This is a genomic window from Mesorhizobium sp. P2_F5 (genome assembly GCF_056403715.1).
Window position 1 is genome coordinate 38,302 of the sequence record NZ_JBFUEY010000023.1, and the last position, 23,220, is coordinate 61,521.

The following is a 23,220-nucleotide window of genomic DNA, read 5'->3' on the forward strand; positions in this document are numbered from 1 at the left end:
TGTCGGCGACACCGCCGGCTATTGGGTCGGTCATCATCTCTGGCCGTGACAGGCCTTTCGCTTTCGATTATCGCTTTGCCCATGAAACTGCCGACCGATCCCGCCGCCAACCTCGCGACCCTCATACGCTGCGCCTCCGTAACACCCGCCGAGGGCGGTGCGCTGGCTGCGCTGGAAGGCATGCTGAAGCCGCTCGGCTTTTCGGTCGAACGCCCGGTGTTTTCCGAAGACGGCACACCCGACATCGAGAACCTCTACGCACGCCGCTCCGGCAATGGGCCACATCTGATGTTTGCTGGCCATACCGACGTGGTTCCGGTGGGCGACGAGGCGTCGTGGACGCATCCGCCCTTTGCCGCCGAAATCGCCAAGGGCGAGATGTTCGGCCGCGGCGCCGTCGACATGAAGGGCGGCATCGCCTGTTTCATCGCGGCGGTGGCGCGCCATGTCGAGAACAAGGGCGGCCCGAAAGGCTCGGTCTCGCTGCTGATCACCGGTGACGAAGAGGGCCCGGCCATCAACGGCACGACAAAACTGCTCGACTGGGCGGCGGCCAAGGGCGAGAAATGGGATGCGTCGATCGTCGGCGAGCCGACCAACCCGGACGCGCTCGGCGACATGATCAAGATCGGCCGGCGCGGCTCTATGTCCGGCAGCGTCACCGTTAACGGCCGCCAGGGCCATGTCGCCTATCCCTTGCTTGCCGACAATCCGGTGCGCGGACTGATGAGCCTGGTCGAGGCCTTGCTCCACCCCGTTTTCGACAAGGGTACGAAGGATTTCCAGCCGACCAATCTGGAAGTGACCTCGATCGATGTCGGCAACCCGGCGACCAATGTCATTCCGGCCAAGGCGACAGCCACCTTCAACATTCGCTTCAACGATACGTGGACGGCCGAGACCGTGCAGGCTGAGATCCACAACCGCCTCGACCAGGCGGCCAAGCGCAAGAAATACCGGACCGGCAAGAAGACGCCGGTCGACTACGAACTGGTCTGGCGCGACCGGCCGAGCCATGTCTTCCTGACGCGCGACGACAAGCTGATCGATACACTGCGCGGCTCGATCAAGGCAGCGGTCGGCAAGGAGCCGGCGCTGTCCACCTCGGGCGGCACCTCGGATGCCCGTTTCATCAAGGATTATTGCCCGGTGGTCGAGTTCGGACTGGTCGGCAAGACCATGCACATGGTCGATGAACGCGTCGCATTGGCCGATCTCGAAACGCTGACCCAGATCTATCAGCGCTTCATCGAAGACTGGTTCGAGCAGGGCTGATCATGCTTTCGGTTGACGAGACCTCTTCATCGCTTACCGGCGCCTGGCGGCTGATGCTCGGCAAGGCCGACGGCTTGCGGTTGCTCGACCTGTCGGCCGATGGCTTCTGGAATTCCTTCTTCGCCATCGTCGTCGCGGCACCGGCGATGATCGTCGGCTGGGTCGGTACGGCCAACGAGATCGGCGACCCCAATGCGTTCGCCGGGCGGCTGGGCATGTTGATCCGCCTGGCAACCGTCGACCTCGGCTCGTGGCTGCTGCCGCTGGTCGCGCTTGCCCTGGTCGCGTCGCGTGCCGGCATCGGCGACCGCTTCGTCCACTACGTCGTCGCCAGCAACTGGGCGTCGGCAATCACCGCCTGGATGCTGCTGCCATCGGCGTTGATCCGGCTTTTCCTGCCGTCCGGCAACCCAGTCGCCGAATTGGTGTGGCTGGTTCTGGTGGTGCTGTCGCTGGTGCTCACCTGGCGGATGACCAACGCAGCGATCGGCAAGGGCGCGGCTGTCGGCAGCGCAGTGTTCGCAGGCATGCTGGTGGTGTCTCTGGCCGTCCTGTTCGGCCTGGTGGCGCTGCTCGGCATCACTGTGCCGACTGCGGCTTAGGACCCATCCGGATAGTCGACGCCGATGAGGAAAAGCCCATCGGGCGGCGCCACCTGGCCGCAGGCGGCACGGTCTTGCGCGTCTAACGCCGCCTTGAGGTCGGCAGCCGTCCAGCCGCCGTCGCCGACGCGTTTCAGCGAGCCGACCATGGAGCGCACCTGGTTGTGCAGGAAGGAACGCGCCGAGGCCCTGATATCGATCAGGTCGCCCTGGCGGCTCACATCGAGCCGCTCCAGCGTCCGCACCGGACTGTTGGCCTGGCACTGCGTCGAGCGGAAGGTGGTAAAGTCATGTCGGCCGAGCAGGACTTTCGCCGCTTCGTGCATGGCGTCCGCATCGAGCCGTTTCGGCACCCACCAGACCCGGCCCTTTTCCATCGCAGCGGGCGCACGCCGGTTGAGGATGCGGTAGAGATAGTGCCGCCCGGTGGCCGAGAAACGGGCGTCGAACTCGTCGGGGACAACCGTCGCCTGCAAGATGGCGACATGCGCGCCCGCCGCCTGCAGATGCGCGTTGATGGCGTCGCGCACCTTGTCGTTTGGCCACGCCTTGGCGAGGTCGACATGCGCCACCTGGGCGGTCGCATGCACACCGGCGTCGGTGCGGCCGGCGGCGCGCAACCGCACCGCTTCGCCGCTGAATTTCTCGATCGCCTGCTCTATCGCCTGCTGCACCGAAGGCTGATCCGCCTGGTGTTGCCAGCCGGCGAAGAGGCTGCCGTCATATTCGATATCGAGACGAAAACGCGGCATGGGCGATCTGCACTCGCCTAGAGCCGGAAGATTTCAGGTCGATTCGACCCGAAATCTGAACCCGGCTCTAGGTCAAAGAGATAGAGCATGATGTCGTCCGAAAACCGCTTCACACTTTTCGGCATCATGCTCAGGCGGCGAGTGCGGTAAAGGCCTGGGCGTAGACCAGTTTGCCTTTTTCGGGTGCGTCACCCCAGGCCAGCGCCTGCAGCGCTTCGCCCTGGTACTCGCTCTCGAAGTTTTCGGCGCGCGCATGGTTGTAGCCGAAGCGGCCGTAATAGGCCGGATCGCCCAGCACAACCGCCAGCGTCTCGCCGGAATCCCTGAGGCGGATATGCGCCTCGCGGATCAGCGCACCGCCAATGCCGGAGCCATGGAACGAAGGTTCCACCGCCAACGGCGCCAGCGCCACGGCTGCAAACTGCTTGCCGCCGTTCTGGACGAACAGCCGGGAAAACAGGATATGGCCGACCACCTGGCCGTCTTCTTCCGCCACCAGCTCGACAACGGCGTCGCCGCCGGTGACCAGCGCGTCGACCAGCCCGGCCTCCGCCTGCTGGCCGAATGCGTGTTCCTCGACGAGGCGTATAGCCTCGCGGTCCCGCGGCGTCGCGCCGCGTATCGACATCATGCTCATGAGAATTTCATTCCTTTTTCGATTTTGGCCCCGCGCAGAAACTCCTGCGCGGCAGCGGGCCTTCCGCCCGCCCGTTGAACTTCGACCAGCCTGACCGCGCCTGCCCCGCAGGCGACCGTCAGTCGGTCATCGAGAATTCCTCCCGACTCGCCCATACCTTCAGAAAGCGTGCCTTCAGAAAGCGTCGAGCGAAGCAGTTTCAGCCGTTCTGTGCGGCCGCCAATGTCGGCCTCGCACCAGGCCCCAGGGAAAGGCGACAGGCCGCGAATGTGATTGTGGACCTCGCCAGCCGGCCGCGTCCAGTCAATACGCGTCTCCGATTTATCGATTTTTCTGGCGTAGGTCACCCCGTCAGTCGCCTGCAAGGCTGATGCCAGCGTATTTGTCTCCAATCGGGACAGCGCTTCCACCATCAGGGCAGCGCCAATGTTCATCAAGCGGTCGTGCAGATCGCCGGCCGTCATATCGGGTCCGATGGCGCACTTTTCAACCAGTGCCACCGGGCCGGTGTCGAGACCCTCTTCCATGCGCATCACCATCATGCCGGTCTCGGTGTCGCCGGCCATGATGGCGCGCTGGATGGGAGCTGCACCACGCCAGCGTGGCAAAAGCGAGGCGTGGCCGTTGATACAACCGAGCCGCGGAGCCTGCAGAATAGGCTTAGGCAGCAGCAGACCATAGGCGACAACGACGGCGATATCGGCCTGCAACGCCCGGAAAGCGGCCTGCTCCGTCTCGCCTTTCAGCGAAGTCGGCGTGCGCACTTCGATGCCCAGCCGCTCGGCCTCGCGCTGCACCGGCGACGGTGTCAGCTCCAGCCCGCGGCGGCCCGCGGCGCGTGGCGGTTGGGTGTAAACGGCTGGTATCTCGTGCCCGGCTTCAGCAATCGCGCGCAGCACCGGCACCGAAAACTCCGGCGTGCCCATGAAGATGACGCGAAGCGGCATCTTCCTATCCCACCAGCTTGCCCGGCGCCTTGTCCTTGGCGAGCTTCTTGAACTTCTTGACCACCATATCGCGCTTCAGCTTCGAGATGTGGTCGATGAACAGAACGCCGTTGAGGTGGTCAATCTCGTGCTGCAGGCAGGTCGACATCAGGCCCTCGGCCTCGATCTCCTGCAGCTTGCCGTCGCGATCGAGATATTTCACCCGCACCGAAGCCGGCCGTTCGACCTCGGCGTAATAGTCCGGGATCGACAGGCAGCCTTCCTCGTAGACCGAGCGCGTGTCGGCGCTTTCGAGGACTTCGGGATTGATGAAGACATGCGGCGCCGGCGCCTCGTCTTCCTTGGCGAGATCGATGACCAGCATGCGCAGCGGCTCGCCGATCTGGATTGCGGCGAGCCCGATGCCCGGCGCGTCATACATGGTCGCCAGCATGTCGTCAGCCAGTTTGCGCACGGACGCGTCGACGCGTTCGACCGGTTTGGAAACCTGGCGCAGGATCGGATCGGGAAGGATGATGAGCGGCTTGATCGACATGGCGTCTCACCTAAAACGTCGCAGGAAAAGCGTCAACCGGTGCGGTTGGCGCCCGTTCACGTTTTGATCTGTGCCAGGGCGGCGAATCGGCTATGCTTGGGGGATGAACGATCTGAGCACCATCCTTTCCGAACCCGTCGCCCGGCTCGGGGCCACGACCATCACGCTCGGCCATGCGCTGGCGTTCGGCGCGATCGTGTTTCTCGGCCTGTTCCTGGCGCTTGTCGTTGCGCTGTGGCGGTCGGCCAAGGCGCGCACCATCGCCGCCGCGGAAGCTGCAGACCACGCCCGCGACGCCGAGGCGCGGATGGCCGGCATTTTGCAGAGCCAGGCCGAGATGCAGGGCCGCATGGGCGCCATCGCCGACGTGTTCGGCGCAAGGCAGGCCGAACTCAACCAGTCGATCGGCCAGCGGCTCGACGCCATGACCGGCCGCCTCGGCCAGACCATGACCGAACAGACTAAATCGACACATGAGAGCCTGGCGAAATTGCAGGAACGGCTGGCGGTCATCGACACCGCGCAAGGCAACATCCAGTCGCTGGCCGGCCAGGTCGTGCAGCTTCAGGCGATCCTGTCCAACAAGCAGACGCGCGGCGCTTTCGGCCAGTCGCGCATGGAGGCGATTGTCGCCGACGGCCTGCCGATGGGCGCCTACGAATTCCAGGCGACGCTGTCGAACGGCAGCAGGCCCGACTGCCTGGTGCGGATGCCGAACGGCGCGCCGCAGCTTGCCATCGACGCCAAATTTCCGCTGGAAGCCTGGAATGCCATCCGCGCCGCCGACGGTGCGGAACTGCAGAAGGTGGCGGCCCAGGCTTTCCGCCGCGACATCGAAATCCATGTCCGCGATATCTCGGAAAAATATTTGATCCAGGGCGAGACGCAGGACACCGCCTTCATGTTCGTGCCGTCGGAATCGGTGTTTGCCGAAATCCACGAGAATTTCGACGCTCTCATCCAGAAGGCGCACCGCGCCCGTGTCATCATCGTCTCGCCGTCGCTGTTGATGCTGTCGATCCAGGTCATCCAGGCGATCCTCAAGGACGCCCGCATGCGCGAACAGGCGCATCTGATCCAGGGCGAGGTGATCCGGCTGATGGAGGATGTCGCGCGCGTCGACGAGCGGGTGCGCCGGCTGCAGACGCATTTTGGCCAGTCGGCCAAGGACATCGACGAGATACTGGTGTCGACGTCGAAAGTGACCCGGCGCGGCCAGAAGATCGAGGCGCTGGAGTTTGGCGAAAGCGAAGCCGAAATGCGCGGCGGACCCGCCAAGGCCGAAGCCGGGGTGCGGGTGGCGGATTCCAAGACGGGCCAGCTCAGGCTCCGTGTCGTAGAAGGCGACGATTAGAGCTTAGACCGCTGCAACGATTACGTGTGCCTGGATTTTTGCCGCAACCTCGCCGCTGCCATGTTTGACTGCAATCACGGACGCGGCATGATTGGTTGCAGCTTCCAGTTTTCCCGGATCCCTGGCCTCGATCTCGGTGCGAAGAAGCGTTCCCTGGCAATAGGCAACCGCCGGAAGCCGCGGCGAGGATGCCCGGCTTTGCTCGGCTCTCGTCTCGATCATCACACGGGAGAAACCTGCGCCTTCCAGCTCGCTGCGGATCAGGGCCGTGTCATGGTAGCCGTGCGGCGTGCGGGCGAGAAATCGTGGCGGATCGACCGGAAAGATCTCCGCAAGAGCGTTCGTCACGTCATTGGCAAATACATTCTCTTCGATGCGATCCCAAACGTTGAACAGGAAATGGCCGCCGGGCTTCAGGACCCGCTTTGCTTCGCGATAGCCGGCGGTGCGGTCGGGAAAGAACATCGCGCCGAACTGGCAACAAACGAGATCGAAGGTCGCATCTTCAAACGGCAGCGCCAGAGCATCCGCCTGACGCCATTGGATGCGACTGTCGGGAGCTTGCCGCGAGGCCGCGTAGTCGAGCATCGGCTGGTTGAGATCGGTCACGACATAGCTTGCGCCAGGAGACAGTTTGGGCGCCAATGCGCGGGTGACAACCCCGGTGCCGGCGGCGACTTCCAGGACGGCGCCGGGTGACAGGGACGCTGCCCGTCGTGCGATATCCGCGGCGAACGGCTCGAAAATCAACGGCACCATGTAGCGGTCGTAGTTTTCCGGAATAGAGCCGGCAAAGATCTTGTCTGTTTCCAACATCGCTACCACCCGCCATCCGTTTGATGGCGAGCCTAGCACATCATCGTCTGGTTTGGGCTGCGTTTAACCGGAACGCAGGTGCTACTGCGCCTCTACGATGCTTATGCCCTCGAATTCCGGAAGCCAGCGCAGGGCCGAGCGGTGCCATTTCTGTTGGGTTGGAACCAGATCCTCGCGTTGCCGCGCGGTCCCCGCCCTGATCCCATAGACCTTCGGGCCGTCGCCAACCGACGTCGCATAAAGGTGCGAACCACAGTCGCCGCAAAAGGCCTGGGCGCGCTTGGAGCCGCTCGATCCGGTCTTGATATAGACCTTCGGCGTGCCCTTGGTGATCCGGTAGTGATCCTCAGGCGCGGGAACGGTGACACGAAAGGCGGTGCCGGTCAGTTGCTGGCAATCCGTGCAATGACAGATAGAGGTCTTTTCCGGGTCGACCTCTGCTTCATAAGTGATGGCGCCGCAATGGCACCCACCGTCGATTTTCATGGTTGCTCCTCCGAATTCGTCGACTGATCTTAGCGGGACCAAGCGATGGGGCCAACGGTGGACTTCTGGTCCAGGACTAGAGCTCTTTGTTTTGACGCAATTCCCAAGGGAAAGCGCTGCGCGCTTTTCCCGGGAAAACCGCTCATACTTTTCCTGGAATTGCTCTAGTCCGATGCCGCCTCGACCTGTTTGCGCCGGTGTTCCCAGGTCCCCGTCGTCTGCGGCTTGACGAACAGCTTGGTGATCTCCGGCACCTCCTTCTTCAGCAGCGCCTCAAGGCGCTCGACGCAGGCCTCGATCTCGGGCGCCGTCAGATGGTCCTCGAATTCGATGCTGAGGCCGGCGACGATCTGTTGCGGCCCGAGATGGACGGTGAGAACGCCGTTGGCGCGCTGCACCGCCGGATCCTGTTGGGCGATGACCAGCACCCTGGCCTGCACTTCCGGCGAGGCCGGCTCGCCGATAAGCAAGCCTTTGCTTTCCCGCGCCAGGAAGATGGCAGTGGCGCCAAGGATCACCGCAATGCCGATCGAGGCGGCACCGTCGAGTTCGGGCATGTCGAGGAGGTCGGCCGCCAGGATGCCGGCAAAGGCGACGACGAGGCCAAGCAGCGCGGCGCTGTCTTCGAACAGCACGGTGTAGACGCTCGGATCCTTGCTCGACTGCACCGCTTGCAGCCAGCCTTGCTTGCCCTTCTCAAGGCGGAATTCCTTCAGCGCCACATACCAGGAGCTGCCCTCGAACAGCACGGAGAGGCCGAGCACGATGTAGTTGATCTTGGGATTGGCGACCGGCTCGGGCGCCATGATGTGGACCACGCCTTCGTAGAACGACACCCCGGCGCCGAGCGCAAAGACCAGCAGGGCGACAATGAAACTCCAGAAATACAGCTCGCGACCATGACCGAGCGGATGCGTTCGGTCCGGCGGGCGGGCGGCGCGGTGTATGCCGTAGAGCAGCAGGCCGCCATTGCCGGTGTCGACCAGCGAGTGCACGCCTTCCGACAGCATCGCCGAACTGCCGGTGAAGAAGGCAGCGGCGAATTTGGTCAGTGCAATGGCGAGATTGCCGGCGAGCGCCGCGTAGATGACCGTCTTCGACCCGCCATGCGCTGCCATGCCGTCTTGTCCCTCCAAGCCACCCAATGTAACGGCCCTGCCGCCGAAGCTCCACAGGCATCACAACGCACCAATCGCCCGGTCGTTCAGGTCCTTGAAGGCTTGCTAGAGGAAAAGGCGCCCTATTCGATGATCTCGTCCGTCCACACCTTGAAGCCGGCCAGCGTGCCCGGCCCAAAGATATGGGTCAGCGGCACGTCGGCGGCGTCGCGACCAGAGGCGATCAGGATGCGGCCGATGCGCGGGGAATTGTTACGCGGATCGAAGACATGCCAGCGACCGCCGAGATAGACCTCCATCCATGCGGCGAAATCCATGCTCGCCCAGGGTTTCGGCAGGCCGATGTCGCTGATGTAGCCGGTGCAGTAGCGCGTCGGGATGTTGAGCGCACGGCAGAAGGTGACGGCGAGGTGGGCAAAGTCGCGGCAGACGCCGCTTTGCTCGCGATAGGCTTCGGCCGCGGTCCGCGTCGGCCGCGCATTGCCATAGCTGAAGACGATGTGGTTGTGGACGAAGTCGCAGACCGCCTGGACGCGGGCAATGCCGAGCGGGGTGTTGCCGAACAGCCGCCAGGCTTCGCTGGCCAGCAGGTCGCTCTCGCAAAAGCGGCTCGGCAATAGGAACAGCAGTGTGTCCGACGGCAGGTCGCGGACCTCGTGCTGCCAGGCCATCAGGTCCCCCATCTCGAAGGTGCCGGGGTCGCGGATCACGGAATCGGTGCCGAAGGTAAAGCGGCCGGGCGGGGCGACGAAGCGGTTGCACCAGTTGCCGAAACTGTCGCGGTAGCTCTGGATCGGCACCGGCGGGTTGGAAGTGAGGAAGTCTGGGCGCTCGAGATCGGAGGCTCTGGAATAGTGGACGTTGAGCATCGCGATCAGCGGCGTTTCCTGCGGAAAATCGAAACTCATCTCGCTGCCGATGCGGATTCGCATTGTCGTCCTGACCGGACTGCCTGATCATCGCCGGGCGAAGGCATGGCCGATGCTGCAGTGCGAAGACAACCATGGCACGGACCGGCATGGTTTACGAGCAAATTAGAAACCGGTTGAAAGCAGGCCGCTGGCGCCGGCGACAGGCACTCGCCCTCTTGCAGTCGGGCGTTTCTCTTGTTTCACTCGGCGTCCCACCAATTGGAGGACCGAATCATGGCTAAAGGTGCGATGAAGGCGGGCAAGGAAGCCCGCAAGCCGAAGAAGGACGCCAAGAAGCCCGCCGCGGTTCCGGCGCTCAAGGCGCCGCCCGTCAAGGCGATGAGGCTCAAGGAAAAGTAAGCCCGGGGACCTTTGAAGTCCGGGTAAACCGTTTCGGCGCAGATTTTGACACCGGCGGCATGGACAATGCTGCCGGTGTTTTGTTGATCGGGCAGGCGAAGCCCCCATATCGAGGCGGCGAGGACGACCTCGCGCCTTCCCCGAAAAACCGGCCGGGACGACCCGCCATCCTCATGGAATGGAGCGCATCCCGATGTCGTGGATTTTTCTGTTTTTCGCCGGCCTGTTCGAGATCGGCTGGGCGATCGGCCTCAAATATACCGACGGCTTCTCGAAGCCGCTGCCGACGGTGCTCACCGTCGCCTCGATGATCGTCAGCCTGGGCCTGCTCGGCCTGGCGCTGAAGACGCTGCCCGTCGGCACCGCCTATGCGGTGTGGACCGGCATTGGCACGGTCGGTACGGCGCTGCTCGGCATCTGGCTGCTGGGCGAGCCGGCAACCGCGATCCGGCTGGGCTGCATCGCGCTCATCGTCTGCGGCATTATGGGGCTGAAGCTCGCCGCTTGAGAGGCAGAAGTTCCAAGGCAAATGCGTTCAGGGCCGCTTGAGGGCGACCCTGATGTCCGATCGTTTCGATCGAAGCGGTTAGCGGGCGGAGAAGCCCGGAGGCGTCCTGCCGGTGCGCTGCTTGCGCGCCGCATAGCGTGCGTCGCGCTTGGCCTTGCGTTCGGCTTCGTCGGCCAGCAAACGGGCGATGCGCTCGTTCTCTTCGGCTTCCTTGATCTTCGCTTCAGCCTGCGCCGCCTCTTCGGCCGCAATACGCGCCGCTTCGGCTGCTGCCTCGCGCTCGGCCTTCTCGACCGCCTCGCGTGCCAGCTTTTCCTGCTTCAGCCTGGCCTTTTCGGCCTCGCGTATTTCGCGAGCCGCCAGAATCGCCTTGCGTTCGGCCTGTTTGGCCAGAACCGCAGGATCATCAGCCGCCGGCTTTGACTTGAAGCGCTCCAGAAGCGCCTTCTTTGCCTCGTTCGCGGCATTGCGCCGCTCGAAAATGTCTTTTTCCCTGTAGATAGCCAAGTCCACTTCCCTGAAGTCAATTCGCGACGCTTACATACGCGTGAAAACCGAGAGTTCAAGCGCCAAAACGGAATGCCAGCCATGAAATTCTATGCTGTTGCAGCCAAGAGACGCGCTTTCCCGGAACTGACGCCGACAGAAGCTGGCTGAAACCGACATGCACTGTTCACCATCCGCCCCTCTGGCGGCGGAGCGGCTCGGTCGCTACCTCTAAAGCGCGTTCGCGCTTTAGGTCCTTTGTTCTGTGCATGTCGTTCTCTCAAAACCGTGACCACTTTTGAGCGACATGCATAGCCGCGAAACCCAACCATTGGATGACAGATCATGGAACTCGGTCTCTACACTTTTGCCGACGTCAGCCCGGAGCCCGGACCCGGCGCGATCGGCCCGCATGAGCGGCTGCGCAACCTGATCGAAGAGGTCGAGCTGGCCGACCAGGTCGGCCTCGATGTCTTTGGTCTGGGCGAACATCACCGCCCCGACTATGCCGCTTCGGCGCCGGTGGTGGCGCTTGCAGCCGCCGCCGAACGCACCAAACGCATCAAGCTGACCAGCGCGGTCACTGTTTTGTCCTCCGACGATCCGGTGCGCGTCTTCCAGCAGTTCGCGACGCTCGACCTCCTGTCGGGCGGCCGGGCCGAGATCATGGCCGGGCGAGGCTCGTTCATCGAATCCTTCCCGCTGTTCGGCTACAATCTCGAAGACTATGACGAGCTGTTCGCCGAAAAGCTCGACCTGCTGCTGGCGATCCGCGACAATGTGAAGGTCAGCTGGTCCGGCAATCTGCGGCCGCCGATCAATGACCGCGGCGTTTACCCGCGCCCGTTGCAGGACAAACTGCCGATCTGGATCGCAATAGGTGGGACGCCGCAATCGGCCGCCCGCGCGGGCGTGCTCGGCCTGCCGCTGGCGCTGGCCATCATCGGCGGCGAGCCGGCGCGGTTCGCGCCGCTGTTCGACATTTATCGCGAGGCCGCCAAGCGGGCCGGTACAGACCCAAAGGCGCTCGCCGCCAGCATCAATGTGCACGGTTTCATCGCCGAAACGACGGAGCAGGCGGCCGACGATTTCTACGGCCCGCAGGCCGAAGTGATGAACCGCATCGGCCGCGAGCGCGGCTGGGGGCCGACATCGCGGGCGCATTTCGACCAGTCGCGTGGCCCAAACGGCGCATTGTTCGTCGGCAATCCCGAGCAGGTGGCGGAAAAGATCGTCGCCCAGCACAAGATCTTCAACAACGACCGCTTCCTGCTGCAGATGGCGATCGGCACCATGGCGCACGCCAAGATCATGAAGGCGATCGAGCTCTACGGCACCAAGGTGGCGCCGATCGTGCGCAAGGAAACGGCGAAGGCCGTACCGGCGGTGACGGCCCCAGCCGCCTGATCCCCGGCAGGCACGCATCTGGCGGCCTGCCGGCTAACGGAACCTTGAAGCCGACTGGACGTTTCCGTCGACGGGCAGCGCCAATTGCGGTGCTGCCCGTGAGGGGAGCATGATGAAAGCCGACCACACAGCTTCGGGCGCAGGCGCCGCCGAAAGCCCCGACCCGCGCGTTGCTGCCCGCGCGGATACGCATCTGATGCGGTCGCTGCTTGTCGGCATCTTCCTGTTCATGGCAATCTACGCGCTGTATTTCGCCCGCGCTTTCTTCATGCCGGTCATCCTCGCCTTCCTGTTGACGCTCACGCTGACGCCGATCGTGCGCTTCCTGCGCAAGCATGGCGTGCCCGAAGTGGTGTCGGCGACATTGCTGGTGGTGCTGTCGGTCTGCATCTTTGCCACCGCCGGCTATCTGCTCAGCGGCCCGGTCATCGACCTCATCAACAACACTTCGGCGATCGGCCAACAGCTGAGCGAGCGGATGGCGCAGTTCCGCCGCCCGTTCGAGAGGATCATGCAGATCGCGCATGAGCTGGAAGGGCTGGCCGAGACCTCGCAGGAACCTGACGTTCAGAAGGTTGCGGTGGCGCAGTCCGGCATGCTGTCGTCGGCTGCCGGCAACATCCTGTCGGCCGGCACCTCGATCACCATCATCTTCGTTTTGTCGCTGTTTCTGCTGGCGTCCGGCACGATGTTTTACGAAAAGATCATCCAGTCCTTCGCCAGGCTCAGCGAAAAGAAGCGGGCGCTGCGCGTCGTCTACGACGTCGAGCGCGAAATCTCGAACTATCTGCTCACCGTCGCCGTCATCAATGTCGGCCTCGGCACGGTGATCGGCCTCGGCCTGTGGGGGCTCGGTATGCCCAACCCGCTGGTCTGGGGAACGATGGCGGCGCTGCTCAATTTCCTGCCCTATGTCGGCGCGCTGATCACCATCGTGCTGGTCAGCGTCATTGCGCTGATCAGTTTCGATTCGATCTCCTACGCGCTGCTGGCGCCCGCCTTCGTTTTGTTGTGCGACATCGTCGAAGGCCAGTTCGTGACGCCGATGGTGGTCGGCCGGCGGCTGGAGATCAACGCGGTGGCGATCTTCATCGCCATCGCCTTCTGGTCCTGGCTGTGGGGCTTTGTCGGCGCGCTGATGGCGGTGCCGCTGCTGGTCGTCATCAAGGTGTTCTGCGACCATTTCGACGGCCTCAGCCATGTCGGCAACTTCCTCGCCGCCCAGCAGACGGTGGTGGTGGAAGAGGACGCTGTCGAGGAGACCGGCAAGGCCAAGGCGTAGAGGCCGGTATTTGCTTGTCGTCTCTTGTTTGTCGTCTTCCGATGGAGTGCCTATATCGAGCCGGTCAAGCCGGACCCTGCCATGAACGACGCTTCCTTCAACCTCGACGCCTATTTCGCCCGCATTGGTTATCGCGGTCCGATCGATGCGTCGCTGGCCACGCTGACGTCCCTGCACCGGCAGCACCCGCAAGCGATCCCGTTCGAGAATATGGATCCGTTGCTGGGCATCGCGGTGAAGCTCGATCTCGCTTCGCTGCAGGACAAGATTTTCGCGCGCCGCCGTGGCGGCTACTGCTTCGAACACAATCTGATTTTCATGCATGCGCTGAAGGCGCTGGGATTTGAGGTCAGCGGCCTCGCCGCGCGGGTTCTGAGGGGTCAGCCGGAGGACGCCATTACCGCGCGCAGCCACATGCTGTTGCGGATCGAGCTCGACGGCGGGACCTACATTGCCGATGTCGGCTTTGGCGGCCTGACGATGACCGCGCCGCTATTGCTCGAGCCGGGCCTCGAACAACAGACCCCGCACGAAACGTTCCGCATCATCGAGACATCAGGTAATTTCCGGGTGCAGGCTAATGTCGGCGGCGACTGGCAGACACTCCACCGCTTCGACATGCAGCCGGCCTATGAGGTCGACTATGCGGTTGCCAATCATTTCCTGTTGACCCATCCGAGCTCGCACTTCCTGTCCTCCGTCGTCGCGGCGCGCGCCTTGCCCGACCGGCGCTATGCGCTGCGCAACAACCGGCTGTCGACGCATCATGTCGGCGGCCGCAGCGAGCAGCACGAGATCGCAACGGCCACCGAATTCGCCGACATCCTGGAAAGCCAGCTCGACATCATCATCCCCGACCGCGCCGCCTTCGAAACCAAGGTCAGGCAGCTGAACATCGTAAAGGCTTGAAGCCCATGACCGCTCTTTCCGTACTCGACCTGTCGCCGATCGTCGAAGGCAGCAACGCCTCGCAATCGCTGGCCAATTCGCTCGACCTTGCCCGCCATGCCGAGCGTCTCGGCTACAAACGCTACTGGCTGGCCGAGCACCACAACATGCCGGGCATCGCCAGTGCGGCGACCGCTGTCGTCATCGCCCATGTCGCCGGCGGCACCAAAACCATCCGCGTCGGCGCCGGCGGCATCATGCTGCCCAACCATGCGCCGCTGGTGATCGCCGAGCAGTTCGGCACGCTGGCCGCACTGCACCCCGGCCGCATCGATCTCGGCCTCGGCCGTGCGCCCGGTACCGACATGGGCACGGCGCGCGCGCTGCGCCGCAACCTCGAGGCGTCAGACAATTTCCCCCAGGATGTCGTCGAGCTGATGGGCTATTTCCAGCCGGCCGAAGAGGGCCAGCGCATCCGCGCCGTGCCCGGCGAAGGCCAGAAAGTGCCGGTCTGGATCCTCGGCTCCAGCCTTTACGGTGCGCAGCTCGCCGCCATGCTTGGCCTGCCCTATGCGTTCGCTTCGCATTTCGCGCCGGCCGAGCTCGACCATGCGCTGGAGATCTACCGCTCACGCTTCCAGCCGTCGGAACAGCTGGACAAGCCCTATGTCATGCTCGGGCTCAACGTCTTTGCCGCACCCTCCGATGCCGAGGCAAAACTGCTGTTCACCTCGCTGCAACAGGCTTTCGTCAACCTGCGCACCGGGCGGCCGGGCCGCTTGCCGCCGCCGGTCGAAGGCTATGACCAGACCTTGGAGCCGATGGCCAAAACCATGCTTTCGCAGGCGCTGTCCTGCGCCGTCGTCGGTTCGCCCGAAACCGTTCGGCAAGGCATCGACGCCTTCGTGCGCCGTACCGGCGCCGACGAGCTGATGGTGACGGCGCAGATTTTCGACCACGCGGCACGGGTGCGCTCGTTCGAGATCCTGGCCGAGGCGCATAAATCGCTGTCGCAGGCCGCGTGACGCTTTTGGCTGACATGTGCGTCTGCTAAGGGCAGGCGCCTTCCTCAGCCAAGAGTCGCCTTTCTCAGCCAAGAGCCTTCCCGTGACCCATGATCTCGACCAGCGCATGCATTTTGCCATCGATCTGGCGCGCCGCGCCGGCGAACTCGGCCTGAAATACTTCCGCGACCTCGAAAACCTGACCATCGAGAGCAAAGGCCATCAGGACCTGGTTTCGGATGGCGACCGCGAGGTGGAACTGTTCATTCGCGCGGCGATCGCCGCCGCCTATCCGCAGGATGGCATCGTTGGCGAGGAGCATGACGCGGTTGCGGGATCGACGGGCCATGTCTGGGTCATCGATCCGATCGACGGCACGGCGAATTTCGTGCGCGGCATTCCGGCCTGGTGCGTGGTGATCGCCTGCGCCAAAGACGGCGAGGCCGTGGTCGGCGTCATCCACGAGCCGTCGACCGGCGAGACCTTCCACGGCCGTCGCGGCGGCGGCGCCTTCGTCAACGGCCGGCCGATCAAGGCCAGCACCGCCGGGCTCGGGGAAGGCTCGGTCGGGACAGGGCTGTCGAACCGTGCGGAGACCAGCCATGTCGCCGTGCTCGTCGGCCTGATCATGGCGGAAGGCGGTGTCTTCTTTCGCAACGCATCGGGCGCACTGATGCTGGCCTATGCGGCGTCCGGGCGGCTGCTCGGCTATGTCGAGGAACACATGAATGCGTGGGACTGCCTGGCCGGCATGCTTTTGGTGGAAGAGGCCGGCGGCACCGTCTTGAAGCCGGACCCCAAGACCGTGCTTGCCGAGGGAACACAGGTGATTGCCGGCGGTAGCCATGTCTTTCCAAAACTGCAGGCGCTGTGCGCGCAGGCCTTCGGACCCGCGCCTGCCGGTACTACTGCGCAGGGATAGGCCACTGTTCAACGCATAGGCTGTGGGTTAAAAGCGGACAGGCATTCAGGGGGATGCCCTGTTGCCGCCAGCGGCAATTCCATCGGTTCAAGGGCTTGCCGATGAACATGCATAACACCCTCCGGCCTGACCGGATCGCGTCGGGCAGCGGGCCTGCACAGGCGATTGCCGGCATCTTTGCACAAGAGCTGCAGCTGACCTCGGTCGGCCTCGACGACAATTTCTTCGATCTCGGCGGCGATTCGCTGGCCGCTGAAACGGTTGTTCTTGGCGTGCAGAACCGCTTCGGCGTGAAGCTGCAGACCTCGGTGCTGCTGGAAGCGCCGACGCCGCGCGAATTCGGCAGGCTGATCGCTTTGCAATTGCCCGAGCACCCGGCGCGGCGGCTGGCGGTGCAGGTTTCCGGCAGCCGCGGCCAGGAGCCGATCGCCATGATTCATGGCATTTCCGGTTCGGCGCTGTTCGCCAACCGTTTCGGCAAGGCGCTGAAGCAGCGCTATTCCATCATCGCCGTGCGCGGCATGGGGCTTGAGCCCGGCGAGACGCCCTATGACAGCGTCGAGGAGATCAGCGCCAATTATTTCGACGGCTTAAGCTCAGCCACCGGCCAGCATCCGCGCGTCATCGGCGGCATCTGCCTCGGCGGGCTGCTGGCGATTGAGGTCGGGCGATTGACGCATGAGGCGACCGGCGAGCGACCGGCCCTGCTGCTGATCGATCCGCCGCCGCTGGGTTCGGCCTGGCTGAAACCGATGGCGGACAACCGCATGACCGCGCAAAGGCGGCGCCAGATCACCCGCAAGGTCATCTACTGGCGGCTGTTGCGCGACAGCCTCGCGGCGGTCGGACTTGGGCAGTCCAGGCTCGGGCGCCACACCAGGCAGAAGGCCTTCAAGAGCATGCTGGTGCGCGCGGCCGCGGGTTTTTCACCGTCGTCCTACCCGTGCGACATGCTGGTCATCGCCAGCTCGGAATGGAGCGCCACCACGGTCGAGCAATACAAGGACTGGGCGAGCGAGAAAACGCGGGTGGAAACGGTTGTCATGCCGGGCACGCATGACAAGTTCCGCGCCGCCAACATGGACGCGATCGACGCCGCCATCATTGCCTTCCTCGATGCCAGGCGCGCCGCTGCGCCGGCTGGAATGCCGGTCCGCTAGATGGGTTTTGGCCGCGACGTGCTGGCTGCCTTCGCCGGCCATGGCGACCGCGTGGCGATGGTCAGCGGCCGCGACCAGATCACCTACGCGCAGGCCTTGGCGCAGACAAACCATCTTGCCGCCAATTTCGCAGAATTGGGCATTCGCTCCGGCGATCGCGTCGGCCTGGCCATGGTCGGCAATATCGACGTCGTGCTGTCGATCCTGGCCTGCTGGAAGCTCGGCGCCACACCTTCGATCCTCGACTTTCGCGCGCCGCGCAGCCAGCGGGCGCAGCTTGCGCGCGACTTCGTCCTGAGGCTGATCCTCGAAAGCCGCAGCCCGCCGGGTGACGATGTCTATCCGGGCGTCGCCTTCCAGCAGGATTGGAAGCACATCTCGCCCACGCCCTATTCCGGCCTGGTTGGCGACGACAGCAATCCGGCCTTCCTGATGTTCTCGTCCGGCACGACCGGCGACCCAAAAGGCTATCTGCAATCGCATGAGGCGCTTGCCGGGCGCGTGACGGGGCACCGGCGCGGGCTGACCGGCACGGTCATGCGCCTGCTGACCCCGATGGTGATGTCCTATTCGGCAACGCGCCATCAGGTGTTCAGCTATCTGCGTTATGGCGGGACGATCAACTTCTTTCCGCCGCTGTTCACGCCGTCGGAGCTGATCGAGGGTTTGCTGTCGTTCCAGGCCAGCGGATCGGCATTGCCGCCGCCGGTGATCACGCGGCTGGTGCGCGAAGTGGGCGAACGCTCGACCCGGCTGCTGCCGGACCTTGCGGTGCTTTTCAGCATCGGCGGACCGGCAACCGTCGAAGATAAGCTGGCCGCCTACCGCAATCTTTCGCCGGGATATCGCATAAATTATGCGTCGAGCCTGACCGGCGGCATCACGACGCTGTCAGGTGCCGATGTGCTGGCCAAGCCCAGCACTGCGGGGCGTCCGTTTGCCGATGTGCGTGTCGAAATTCTCGATGCGGACGGGCGCGTGCTCGGCAAGGGCGAGAGCGGACTGATCAAGGCCTGGACGTCGACCATGGTTTCGGCGGTGGTGTCGGCGGGCAACAAGCCGTTCGTCGACCCCAAGGTGATGGGCGCCGGCTGGGGCATTCCGGGCGACATCGGCTTTGTAGACGAGGACGGCTTCCTGACCATCGTCGACCGCGAGGCCGACATGATCGTGCGCGGCGGCGTCAATGTCGCGCCGCAGGAGCTGGAGAAGCTGATCCGCACCCATCCCAAGGTCAGGGATGTCGCGGTCGCCGGCTTTCCCGACGCGACGATGGGCCAGGAGATTGCCGCCTTCATCGTCGCCGACCAGGCAAGCGTGGCCGAGTTCGAGGCCTTTCTGCGCGCCAACATATCGCCCGACCGGCGGCCGCGCGAGGTCCGGCTGGTGAATTCGCTGCCCTACAGCGACAATGGCAAGCTGCTGCGCCGCCGCCTTGTCGAGACGCTGTCGTCGGCTGCCGCCAAACAATAGCGTTTTTACTTCAAAAGGTTTCTGGCTGCCTCGAACACCGCCGGCTCCGCCTTGAGCTCCTGCGCTACCTGCGCGGCTATCTCCTCGCCCGGCGTGATGTCGACGGTGATGCCGCCCATTTTAGCGGCATCGGCCAGGAAATCCGGATCCTTGCTCATGTCGACATAGGCCTTGCGCAAAGCGTCGAGCGTGTCGCGTGGAATGCCGGGCGGCGCCATCAAAGGCAGATAGAAACCGCGCGAGAATTCGATGAACTCAGCCGCCTGGCGCATCAGCGGGTCCTTGATCCGCTCGGAAAAACGCGGAAGGGTCGGCACTGCTGTGACTGCGCCCGGGCCGATCGTGCCGAGGATGTTGAACTGGTCGAGCTTGTCGGCGATGCCGTAATAGGGCAGCGCACAGAGGCCGGCGACTTCACCGCGCTGGGCAGCGACGAGGACATCGGCCGATCCCTCGAAACCGGTGACGATGCCGAATTTGCCGTGCAGGCCGTTCTTCACCATGGCGGCGGCGATGTAGCTCAGGCTGTTCTTGCCGGAGGCTCCGATCAGGAACTCCTGGGTCAGGAATTTTTCCACCGTGTCGATGCCGGATGCCTTGGTGGTCACGCACAGGCAAGGCTCCGACGACAGCGCGCCGATCCATTGCATGGTGAGTGGATCGAAATTGGCGTTGGCCGGATCGAATGTCGGAGCAAACGGCATGGCTTCGCTGACCGAGGCGATGACGCTGCCATCGGCGGGCTCGCTGCCCAGCATCATCTTGGTCAGCTTGAGACTGCCGCCGCCGGGCACGTTCTGGACAATGATATCGGGGTGACCAGGCAGGAAGCGGCCGAGATGCCTGGCGATAAGACGCGACGACAGATCGTAGTTACCGCCCGCGCCATAGCCGACCTTGATGATGACCGTCTTGAACTCGACGGCTTGCGCTGCCGTCAAGGCGGCGAGAATCCAGACAAAGCCAAGAAGAAAAACGCGCGGCAGCCGCGCAACCGTCGGACAGTTCATGTCGTACCCCCGAGAGAACCCGCCAATATCATAGCGGCGGCGAAAACGATGGGAAGCACCGCTCCGAAATAAGGCTCGGCGCAGCGTTGCCTGCGCAGGCTGCCGTTTCAGAAAGCTTTGAAAAGACTGGCCAGCCAGGGCGTCGGCCAGGGCTGCGACGCCAGCAGATCGAACACCGCGTAGATGCAGAGCGTTGTGCCCGCGGCGACAGCCAGCGCCATTTTCGGTGACCGCGACCCGAGCATCCACATGCCACCGGCAACAAAGACGAAGGTGGCCGCGAGATGACCCGCCAGCAGGACCAGAAAGGCGAGCGCCAGGCAAAGGCCAAGCACGGTGAGGTTGCCCTTCAGGGCCGGCCCGTCGGAGGGCTGCCATTCGCCGGCCGGCGTCATATCGGCTTCGGCGGCCAAGACTGGCTTTCGCCAGCGCAGCACGGTCTGGACGGTCGTCAGCAAGGAAAACAACGCCAGAAAGCCGGCAGTAATGGCCGGGAAGATGGCGGCCTCGAAAGGGAAATCGAGCAGCGCCGTGATCACGGCCGCCAGGCCCAGCAGCGTCAGCGCGCTGCTGGCTGCGATATCGGGCAGCACCGGCGGCAAGGCGCCGGCATTGCCGCGGGCCTTGATCCACGACACGGTCTGCCTGACCACGCCGGCAATGGCGAGGCCAAGCAGGATCAGCACCAGCGGCTGTTTCAGCCAAGACCAGCCGGAAATCTGGTAGGCGAGGAAGAAGTAGTTTTCGAGGCTGGGGCCGAGCACGAAGCCCAGCGAAAAGGCCGAGCGCGGCCAGTTGAGCTCCTTCATTCCCATGCCGACCGCACCGACCAGCATCACCAGCAGGAAGTCGAAAGCGCTCATATTGGTCTGGTAGGCGCCGACGACGATGAAGGTGACCACCAGCGGCACCAGGATCGCTGCCGACACTTGCGCGATACGCGCCAGCTGCCTGGTCAACAACAGGCAGGTGACGGCGCCGACGATGTTGGCGACAGCGATGGAGAGCACCATTGAAATGGTGAGCGCGGCGTTCTTGCCGAGCATGTCCGGACCGGGGACAAGGCCGTGGATGACAAAGGCGCCGAGAAGAATGCTCATCGAGGCCGATCCCGGCACGCCGAAGGCTATGGTCGGGATGAGCGAGCCGCCCTCCTTGGCGTTGTTGGCGCTTTCCGGCGCAATGACGCCGCGCACATTGCCCAGGCCGAATTTCGGCCCCGGACCCGGCCGCCGCGAGGCGTGGCCATAGGCGATCCAGTCGAGCACGGCGATGCCGATGCCAGGCACAGCGCCGAGCAGAGAGCCGATGGCGCTGCAGCGCAGCACCAGCGGCCATTCGCGCAGCGTGTCCCTGATGCCTTGCCACATGCCGGCATAGGTCGGCCGCTCGGCGTTGCCCTGGATCGAGCCGCGCAGCAGCAGCGAGGCGAGTTCCGGCAGGCCGAACAGGCCAAGGAAGACCAGCGAGATCGGCAGGCCGTCCCAGAGGTAGATCTGGCCGAAACTCCAGCGCTCGATGCCGGCAATGCTGTCGATGCCGATGAAGGAGGCGAGCATGCCGAGCATCGCCGCCGCCAGGCCCTTCAACGGCTGGCTGCCGGCGAGGATGGCGACGATGGACAGGCCGAAGGCGCAGATGGCGAAGAAATCCGGCGTCTTGAGGTAAAGCACCAGTGGGCGCATGACCGGAATAGCCGCCGCCAGCACCAGCGCGCCGAACACGCCGCCGATCATCGAGGCCGAATAGGAGGCGCCGAAGGCACGCGCCGCCTCGCCCTTCTTGGCCATGGCATGGCCGTCAAGCACGGTCGCCGCGGCACCAACCGAGCCCGGAACGCCGAACAGGATCGCCGGAATGGTGTCCGACGTGGTGGTGACAGAGCCCATGCCGAGCAGCAGCGCGAAGGCGGCGTAGGGATCCATATTGTAGGTCATCGGGATAAGCAGGGCCATGGCGAACAGGCCGCCAATGCCCGGCACGACGCCGACGACGAGGCCCGCGAACACACCGGTGACCAGCATGAGCATGCGGAATGGCTGCGCCATCTCCGCGATGGCGGTAAGGATCAGATCCACATCAGGCCTATTTCACGAGTTCCCGGGCAGCGGCGAAGACCGCAGGCGTGGCCTTCAGCTGTTGCGCGACCAGCTGGCTGATCGCTTCGCCGGATGTCGGGTTGAGGGTGAGGTCGCCAAGCTTTGTGGCATCGGCGAGAAAATCGGCATCCACAACCATGGCGGAATAGGCCTTGCGCAGTGCGTCCACGGTCTCTTTCGGCGTTCCCGGCGGGGCGACGAGCGGATGGTGGATGTGCAGCGCCGATTCGATGAGATCGGCCGCCTGACGTGCCATCGGATCGGCGATGGTTGCCGAAATGCTCGGCGTCGCGCCGGAACCGCCCTGCCCGAACGTTGCGATAATGTTGATCGCGGCGCGATCGCTCCTGAGCAGGGAGCTAGAGACCCCGCACATGCCGGCAATTTCGCCGCGCTGCATGGCCAGTTCGATGTCGGCGGTGCCGTCGAAGCCAGTGACGATCTTGTATCTGGCCTTCATGCCATTCTTGGCCAGGGCGGCGAAGATGTAGGTCGTGCTGTTCTTGCCGGTCGCTCCGATCAGAAAATCCGACTGAAGGAACTTTTCCATCGTGTCGATGCCGGATTGCTTGCTGGTCAGGCAATAGGCCGGGTCGTTGATCAGCGAACCGATCCACTGCAGGGCGAGCGGATCGAAATTGGCATTTTCGGGATCGAGGATCGGGGCGTAGAACATCGCCTCGCTGACCGAGGCGATGACGCTGCCGTCCGCCGGTTCGCTGCCCACGACCATCTTGGTGAGCTTCAGGCTGCCGCCGCCTGGCACATTCTGGACAATGATGTTGGGATTTCCGGGCAGAAACCGGCCGAGATGACGGGCAATCAGCCGTGATGTCTGGTCGTAGCCGCCGCCCGCGCCATAGCCGACCTTGATGGTGATTGTCTGGAATTCGACTGCCTGGGCCGGCGGGCAAGTGACCCATGCGAGGCTGGCAACGGCAAAAAAGGCGAGCAATCGCCCAAAAATCCAACGCATTATCCAGGTCCCCAAACGATATGGCACTATAGCTGCGGCAAAAACGATGAGAAGCGGCCTTTTCGTCCATAATGCTGCCCGCTCGGCCGCTTCCACCCCGACGGAGGGTCGATTTGGCGCCAGAAGACGGATAGTGGACGCCATGCGCAGAATGCTTGCGCCCGATGCCGCCTGTTCTTATATACGCGCCAAGCCGCCCAGTGCCGGAATGC

The 23,220-nt window shown here is 63.9% G+C and carries 24 protein-coding genes; 12 read left to right on the forward strand and 12 right to left on the reverse strand.

Annotation, left to right across the window (positions count from 1 at the left end; translation table 11 throughout):
* The first annotated feature begins 81 nt into the window (after positions 1–81).
* Positions 82–1,275 (forward strand): succinyl-diaminopimelate desuccinylase, encoded by a 1,194-nt coding sequence (gene dapE, locus AC1DYO_RS26315; protein WP_477267340.1) that lies wholly within the window; start codon positions 82–84, stop codon positions 1,273–1,275.
* 2 nt (positions 1,276–1,277) lie between these two features.
* Positions 1,278–1,877 (forward strand): transporter, encoded by a 600-nt coding sequence (locus AC1DYO_RS26320; RefSeq protein ID WP_477267341.1) that lies wholly within the window; start codon positions 1,278–1,280, stop codon positions 1,875–1,877.
* Here the strand turns inward: AC1DYO_RS26320 and truA are convergent.
* From truA to def, 4 genes are all read right to left on the reverse strand, one after another.
* Positions 1,874–2,629, reverse strand: a complete 756-nt coding sequence (gene truA, locus AC1DYO_RS26325; RefSeq protein WP_477267342.1) for a tRNA pseudouridine(38-40) synthase TruA — start codon at positions 2,627–2,629, stop codon at positions 1,874–1,876. The genes AC1DYO_RS26320 and truA overlap by 4 nt on opposite strands.
* Positions 2,630–2,759: 130 nt before the next feature.
* A complete protein-coding gene (locus tag AC1DYO_RS26330) occupies positions 2,760–3,266 on the reverse strand; it encodes a GNAT family N-acetyltransferase (RefSeq protein WP_477267343.1) in 507 nt (168 codons plus the stop codon).
* The gene (fmt, locus tag AC1DYO_RS26335; RefSeq protein WP_477267344.1) at positions 3,263–4,213 is read right to left on the reverse strand and encodes a methionyl-tRNA formyltransferase; all 951 of its coding nucleotides are present in this window, start codon (positions 4,211–4,213) and stop codon (positions 3,263–3,265) included. Before fmt ends, AC1DYO_RS26330 begins: the two co-directional genes overlap by 4 nt.
* 4 nt (positions 4,214–4,217) lie before the next feature.
* On the reverse strand, positions 4,218–4,748 hold the full coding sequence (def, locus tag AC1DYO_RS26340) for a peptide deformylase (RefSeq protein ID WP_477267345.1): 531 nt from the start codon (positions 4,746–4,748) through the stop codon (positions 4,218–4,220).
* A gap of 103 nt (positions 4,749–4,851) precedes the next feature.
* Here def and AC1DYO_RS26345 point away from each other — a divergent pair, with 103 nt between their 5' ends.
* Positions 4,852–6,102, forward strand: coding sequence for a DNA recombination protein RmuC (locus AC1DYO_RS26345; protein WP_477267346.1), 1,251 nt, complete (start codon positions 4,852–4,854; stop codon positions 6,100–6,102).
* A gap of 3 nt (positions 6,103–6,105) precedes the next feature.
* Here AC1DYO_RS26345 and AC1DYO_RS26350 read toward each other — a convergent pair whose 3' ends face one another.
* The 4 genes from AC1DYO_RS26350 to AC1DYO_RS26365 form a co-directional block, all read right to left on the reverse strand.
* A complete protein-coding gene (locus AC1DYO_RS26350; protein WP_477267375.1) occupies positions 6,106–6,918 on the reverse strand; it encodes a class I SAM-dependent methyltransferase in 813 nt (270 codons plus the stop codon).
* A gap of 81 nt (positions 6,919–6,999) precedes the next feature.
* Positions 7,000–7,404 carry a GFA family protein gene (locus AC1DYO_RS26355; protein ID WP_477267347.1) on the reverse strand — a complete coding sequence of 135 codons (405 nt, stop codon included), beginning with the start codon at positions 7,402–7,404 and terminating at the stop codon, positions 7,000–7,002.
* A 164-nt stretch (positions 7,405–7,568) separates the two neighbouring features.
* The gene (locus tag AC1DYO_RS26360) at positions 7,569–8,522 is read right to left on the reverse strand and encodes a cation diffusion facilitator family transporter (protein ID WP_477267348.1); all 954 of its coding nucleotides are present in this window, start codon (positions 8,520–8,522) and stop codon (positions 7,569–7,571) included.
* 122 nt (positions 8,523–8,644) lie between these two features.
* A complete protein-coding gene (locus AC1DYO_RS26365; RefSeq protein WP_477267349.1) occupies positions 8,645–9,454 on the reverse strand; it encodes a transglutaminase-like domain-containing protein in 810 nt (269 codons plus the stop codon).
* 213 nt (positions 9,455–9,667) lie between these two features.
* Between AC1DYO_RS26365 and AC1DYO_RS26370 the strand changes: the two genes are divergently transcribed.
* Both AC1DYO_RS26370 and sugE read left to right on the forward strand, forming a co-directional pair.
* Positions 9,668–9,793 carry a hypothetical protein gene (locus tag AC1DYO_RS26370; RefSeq protein WP_477267350.1) on the forward strand — a complete coding sequence of 42 codons (126 nt, stop codon included), beginning with the start codon at positions 9,668–9,670 and terminating at the stop codon, positions 9,791–9,793.
* A gap of 193 nt (positions 9,794–9,986) precedes the next feature.
* Positions 9,987–10,301 (forward strand): quaternary ammonium compound efflux SMR transporter SugE, encoded by a 315-nt coding sequence (sugE, locus tag AC1DYO_RS26375; RefSeq protein ID WP_181059856.1) that lies wholly within the window; start codon positions 9,987–9,989, stop codon positions 10,299–10,301.
* 78 nt (positions 10,302–10,379) lie between these two features.
* Here the strand turns inward: sugE and AC1DYO_RS26380 are convergent, their stop codons facing one another.
* On the reverse strand, positions 10,380–10,808 hold the full coding sequence (locus AC1DYO_RS26380) for a DUF6481 family protein (protein ID WP_181059857.1): 429 nt from the start codon (positions 10,806–10,808) through the stop codon (positions 10,380–10,382).
* Positions 10,809–11,132: 324 nt separating this feature from the next.
* On the opposite strand from AC1DYO_RS26380, the gene AC1DYO_RS26385 reads away from it, so the two are divergent.
* The 7 genes from AC1DYO_RS26385 to AC1DYO_RS26415 all read left to right on the forward strand — a co-directional run bounded on the left by AC1DYO_RS26385 (position 11,133) and on the right by AC1DYO_RS26415 (position 18,923).
* Positions 11,133–12,194, forward strand: coding sequence for an LLM class flavin-dependent oxidoreductase (locus AC1DYO_RS26385; protein ID WP_477267351.1), 1,062 nt, complete (start codon positions 11,133–11,135; stop codon positions 12,192–12,194).
* Between the two features lie 112 nt (positions 12,195–12,306).
* Positions 12,307–13,476, forward strand: a complete 1,170-nt coding sequence (locus tag AC1DYO_RS26390) for an AI-2E family transporter (protein ID WP_477267376.1) — start codon at positions 12,307–12,309, stop codon at positions 13,474–13,476.
* A gap of 81 nt (positions 13,477–13,557) precedes the next feature.
* The gene (locus AC1DYO_RS26395; protein ID WP_477267352.1) at positions 13,558–14,385 is read left to right on the forward strand and encodes an arylamine N-acetyltransferase family protein; all 828 of its coding nucleotides are present in this window, start codon (positions 13,558–13,560) and stop codon (positions 14,383–14,385) included.
* A 5-nt stretch (positions 14,386–14,390) separates the two neighbouring features.
* Positions 14,391–15,389: an LLM class flavin-dependent oxidoreductase gene (locus AC1DYO_RS26400; protein ID WP_477267353.1), complete on the forward strand. Its 999-nt coding sequence runs from the start codon at positions 14,391–14,393 to the stop codon at positions 15,387–15,389.
* Between the two features lie 82 nt (positions 15,390–15,471).
* Positions 15,472–16,290 carry an inositol monophosphatase family protein gene (locus tag AC1DYO_RS26405; RefSeq protein WP_477267354.1) on the forward strand — a complete coding sequence of 273 codons (819 nt, stop codon included), beginning with the start codon at positions 15,472–15,474 and terminating at the stop codon, positions 16,288–16,290.
* A gap of 101 nt (positions 16,291–16,391) precedes the next feature.
* A complete protein-coding gene (locus tag AC1DYO_RS26410; RefSeq protein ID WP_477267355.1) occupies positions 16,392–17,450 on the forward strand; it encodes a thioesterase domain-containing protein in 1,059 nt (352 codons plus the stop codon).
* On the forward strand, positions 17,451–18,923 hold the full coding sequence (locus AC1DYO_RS26415; protein WP_477267356.1) for a class I adenylate-forming enzyme family protein: 1,473 nt from the start codon (positions 17,451–17,453) through the stop codon (positions 18,921–18,923).
* 5 nt (positions 18,924–18,928) lie between these two features.
* Here the strand turns inward: AC1DYO_RS26415 and AC1DYO_RS26420 are convergent, their stop codons facing one another.
* The 3 genes from AC1DYO_RS26420 to AC1DYO_RS26430 form a co-directional block, all read right to left on the reverse strand.
* Positions 18,929–19,933, reverse strand: a complete 1,005-nt coding sequence (locus AC1DYO_RS26420) for a Bug family tripartite tricarboxylate transporter substrate binding protein (protein WP_477267357.1) — start codon at positions 19,931–19,933, stop codon at positions 18,929–18,931.
* A gap of 107 nt (positions 19,934–20,040) precedes the next feature.
* A complete protein-coding gene (locus AC1DYO_RS26425; RefSeq protein ID WP_477267358.1) occupies positions 20,041–22,011 on the reverse strand; it encodes a tripartite tricarboxylate transporter permease in 1,971 nt (656 codons plus the stop codon).
* Positions 22,012–22,018: 7 nt separating this feature from the next.
* Positions 22,019–23,008 carry a Bug family tripartite tricarboxylate transporter substrate binding protein gene (locus tag AC1DYO_RS26430; RefSeq protein WP_477267359.1) on the reverse strand — a complete coding sequence of 330 codons (990 nt, stop codon included), beginning with the start codon at positions 23,006–23,008 and terminating at the stop codon, positions 22,019–22,021.
* Between the last annotated feature and the right edge of the window lie 212 nt (positions 23,009–23,220).

What these genes read in the sequence shown, in the direction of transcription:
- AC1DYO_RS26390 (WP_477267376.1), top strand. Translation starts at nt 12,307, where the DNA reads ATGAAAGCCGACCACACAGCTTCGGGCGCAGGCGCCGCCGAAAGCCCC.
- AC1DYO_RS26330 (WP_477267343.1), bottom strand. Translation starts at nt 3,266, where the DNA reads ATGAGCATGATGTCGATACGCGGCGCGACGCCGCGGGACCGCGAGGCT.
- dapE (WP_477267340.1), top strand. Translation starts at nt 82, where the DNA reads ATGAAACTGCCGACCGATCCCGCCGCCAACCTCGCGACCCTCATACGC.
- AC1DYO_RS26360 (WP_477267348.1), bottom strand. Translation starts at nt 8,522, where the DNA reads ATGGCAGCGCATGGCGGGTCGAAGACGGTCATCTACGCGGCGCTCGCC.
- AC1DYO_RS26350 (WP_477267375.1), bottom strand. Translation starts at nt 6,918, where the DNA reads ATGTTGGAAACAGACAAGATCTTTGCCGGCTCTATTCCGGAAAACTAC.
- AC1DYO_RS26415 (WP_477267356.1), top strand. Translation starts at nt 17,451, where the DNA reads ATGGGTTTTGGCCGCGACGTGCTGGCTGCCTTCGCCGGCCATGGCGAC.
- AC1DYO_RS26320 (WP_477267341.1), top strand. Translation starts at nt 1,278, where the DNA reads ATGCTTTCGGTTGACGAGACCTCTTCATCGCTTACCGGCGCCTGGCGG.
- AC1DYO_RS26370 (WP_477267350.1), top strand. Translation starts at nt 9,668, where the DNA reads ATGGCTAAAGGTGCGATGAAGGCGGGCAAGGAAGCCCGCAAGCCGAAG.
- AC1DYO_RS26355 (WP_477267347.1), bottom strand. Translation starts at nt 7,404, where the DNA reads ATGAAAATCGACGGTGGGTGCCATTGCGGCGCCATCACTTATGAAGCA.
- sugE (WP_181059856.1), top strand. Translation starts at nt 9,987, where the DNA reads ATGTCGTGGATTTTTCTGTTTTTCGCCGGCCTGTTCGAGATCGGCTGG.
- fmt (WP_477267344.1), bottom strand. Translation starts at nt 4,213, where the DNA reads ATGCCGCTTCGCGTCATCTTCATGGGCACGCCGGAGTTTTCGGTGCCG.
- AC1DYO_RS26345 (WP_477267346.1), top strand. Translation starts at nt 4,852, where the DNA reads ATGAACGATCTGAGCACCATCCTTTCCGAACCCGTCGCCCGGCTCGGG.
- AC1DYO_RS26385 (WP_477267351.1), top strand. Translation starts at nt 11,133, where the DNA reads ATGGAACTCGGTCTCTACACTTTTGCCGACGTCAGCCCGGAGCCCGGA.
- def (WP_477267345.1), bottom strand. Translation starts at nt 4,748, where the DNA reads ATGTCGATCAAGCCGCTCATCATCCTTCCCGATCCGATCCTGCGCCAG.
- truA (WP_477267342.1), bottom strand. Translation starts at nt 2,629, where the DNA reads ATGCCGCGTTTTCGTCTCGATATCGAATATGACGGCAGCCTCTTCGCC.
- AC1DYO_RS26410 (WP_477267355.1), top strand. Translation starts at nt 16,392, where the DNA reads ATGAACATGCATAACACCCTCCGGCCTGACCGGATCGCGTCGGGCAGC.
- AC1DYO_RS26395 (WP_477267352.1), top strand. Translation starts at nt 13,558, where the DNA reads ATGAACGACGCTTCCTTCAACCTCGACGCCTATTTCGCCCGCATTGGT.
- AC1DYO_RS26400 (WP_477267353.1), top strand. Translation starts at nt 14,391, where the DNA reads ATGACCGCTCTTTCCGTACTCGACCTGTCGCCGATCGTCGAAGGCAGC.
- AC1DYO_RS26430 (WP_477267359.1), bottom strand. Translation starts at nt 23,008, where the DNA reads ATGCGTTGGATTTTTGGGCGATTGCTCGCCTTTTTTGCCGTTGCCAGC.
- AC1DYO_RS26365 (WP_477267349.1), bottom strand. Translation starts at nt 9,454, where the DNA reads ATGCGAATCCGCATCGGCAGCGAGATGAGTTTCGATTTTCCGCAGGAA.
- AC1DYO_RS26420 (WP_477267357.1), bottom strand. Translation starts at nt 19,933, where the DNA reads ATGAACTGTCCGACGGTTGCGCGGCTGCCGCGCGTTTTTCTTCTTGGC.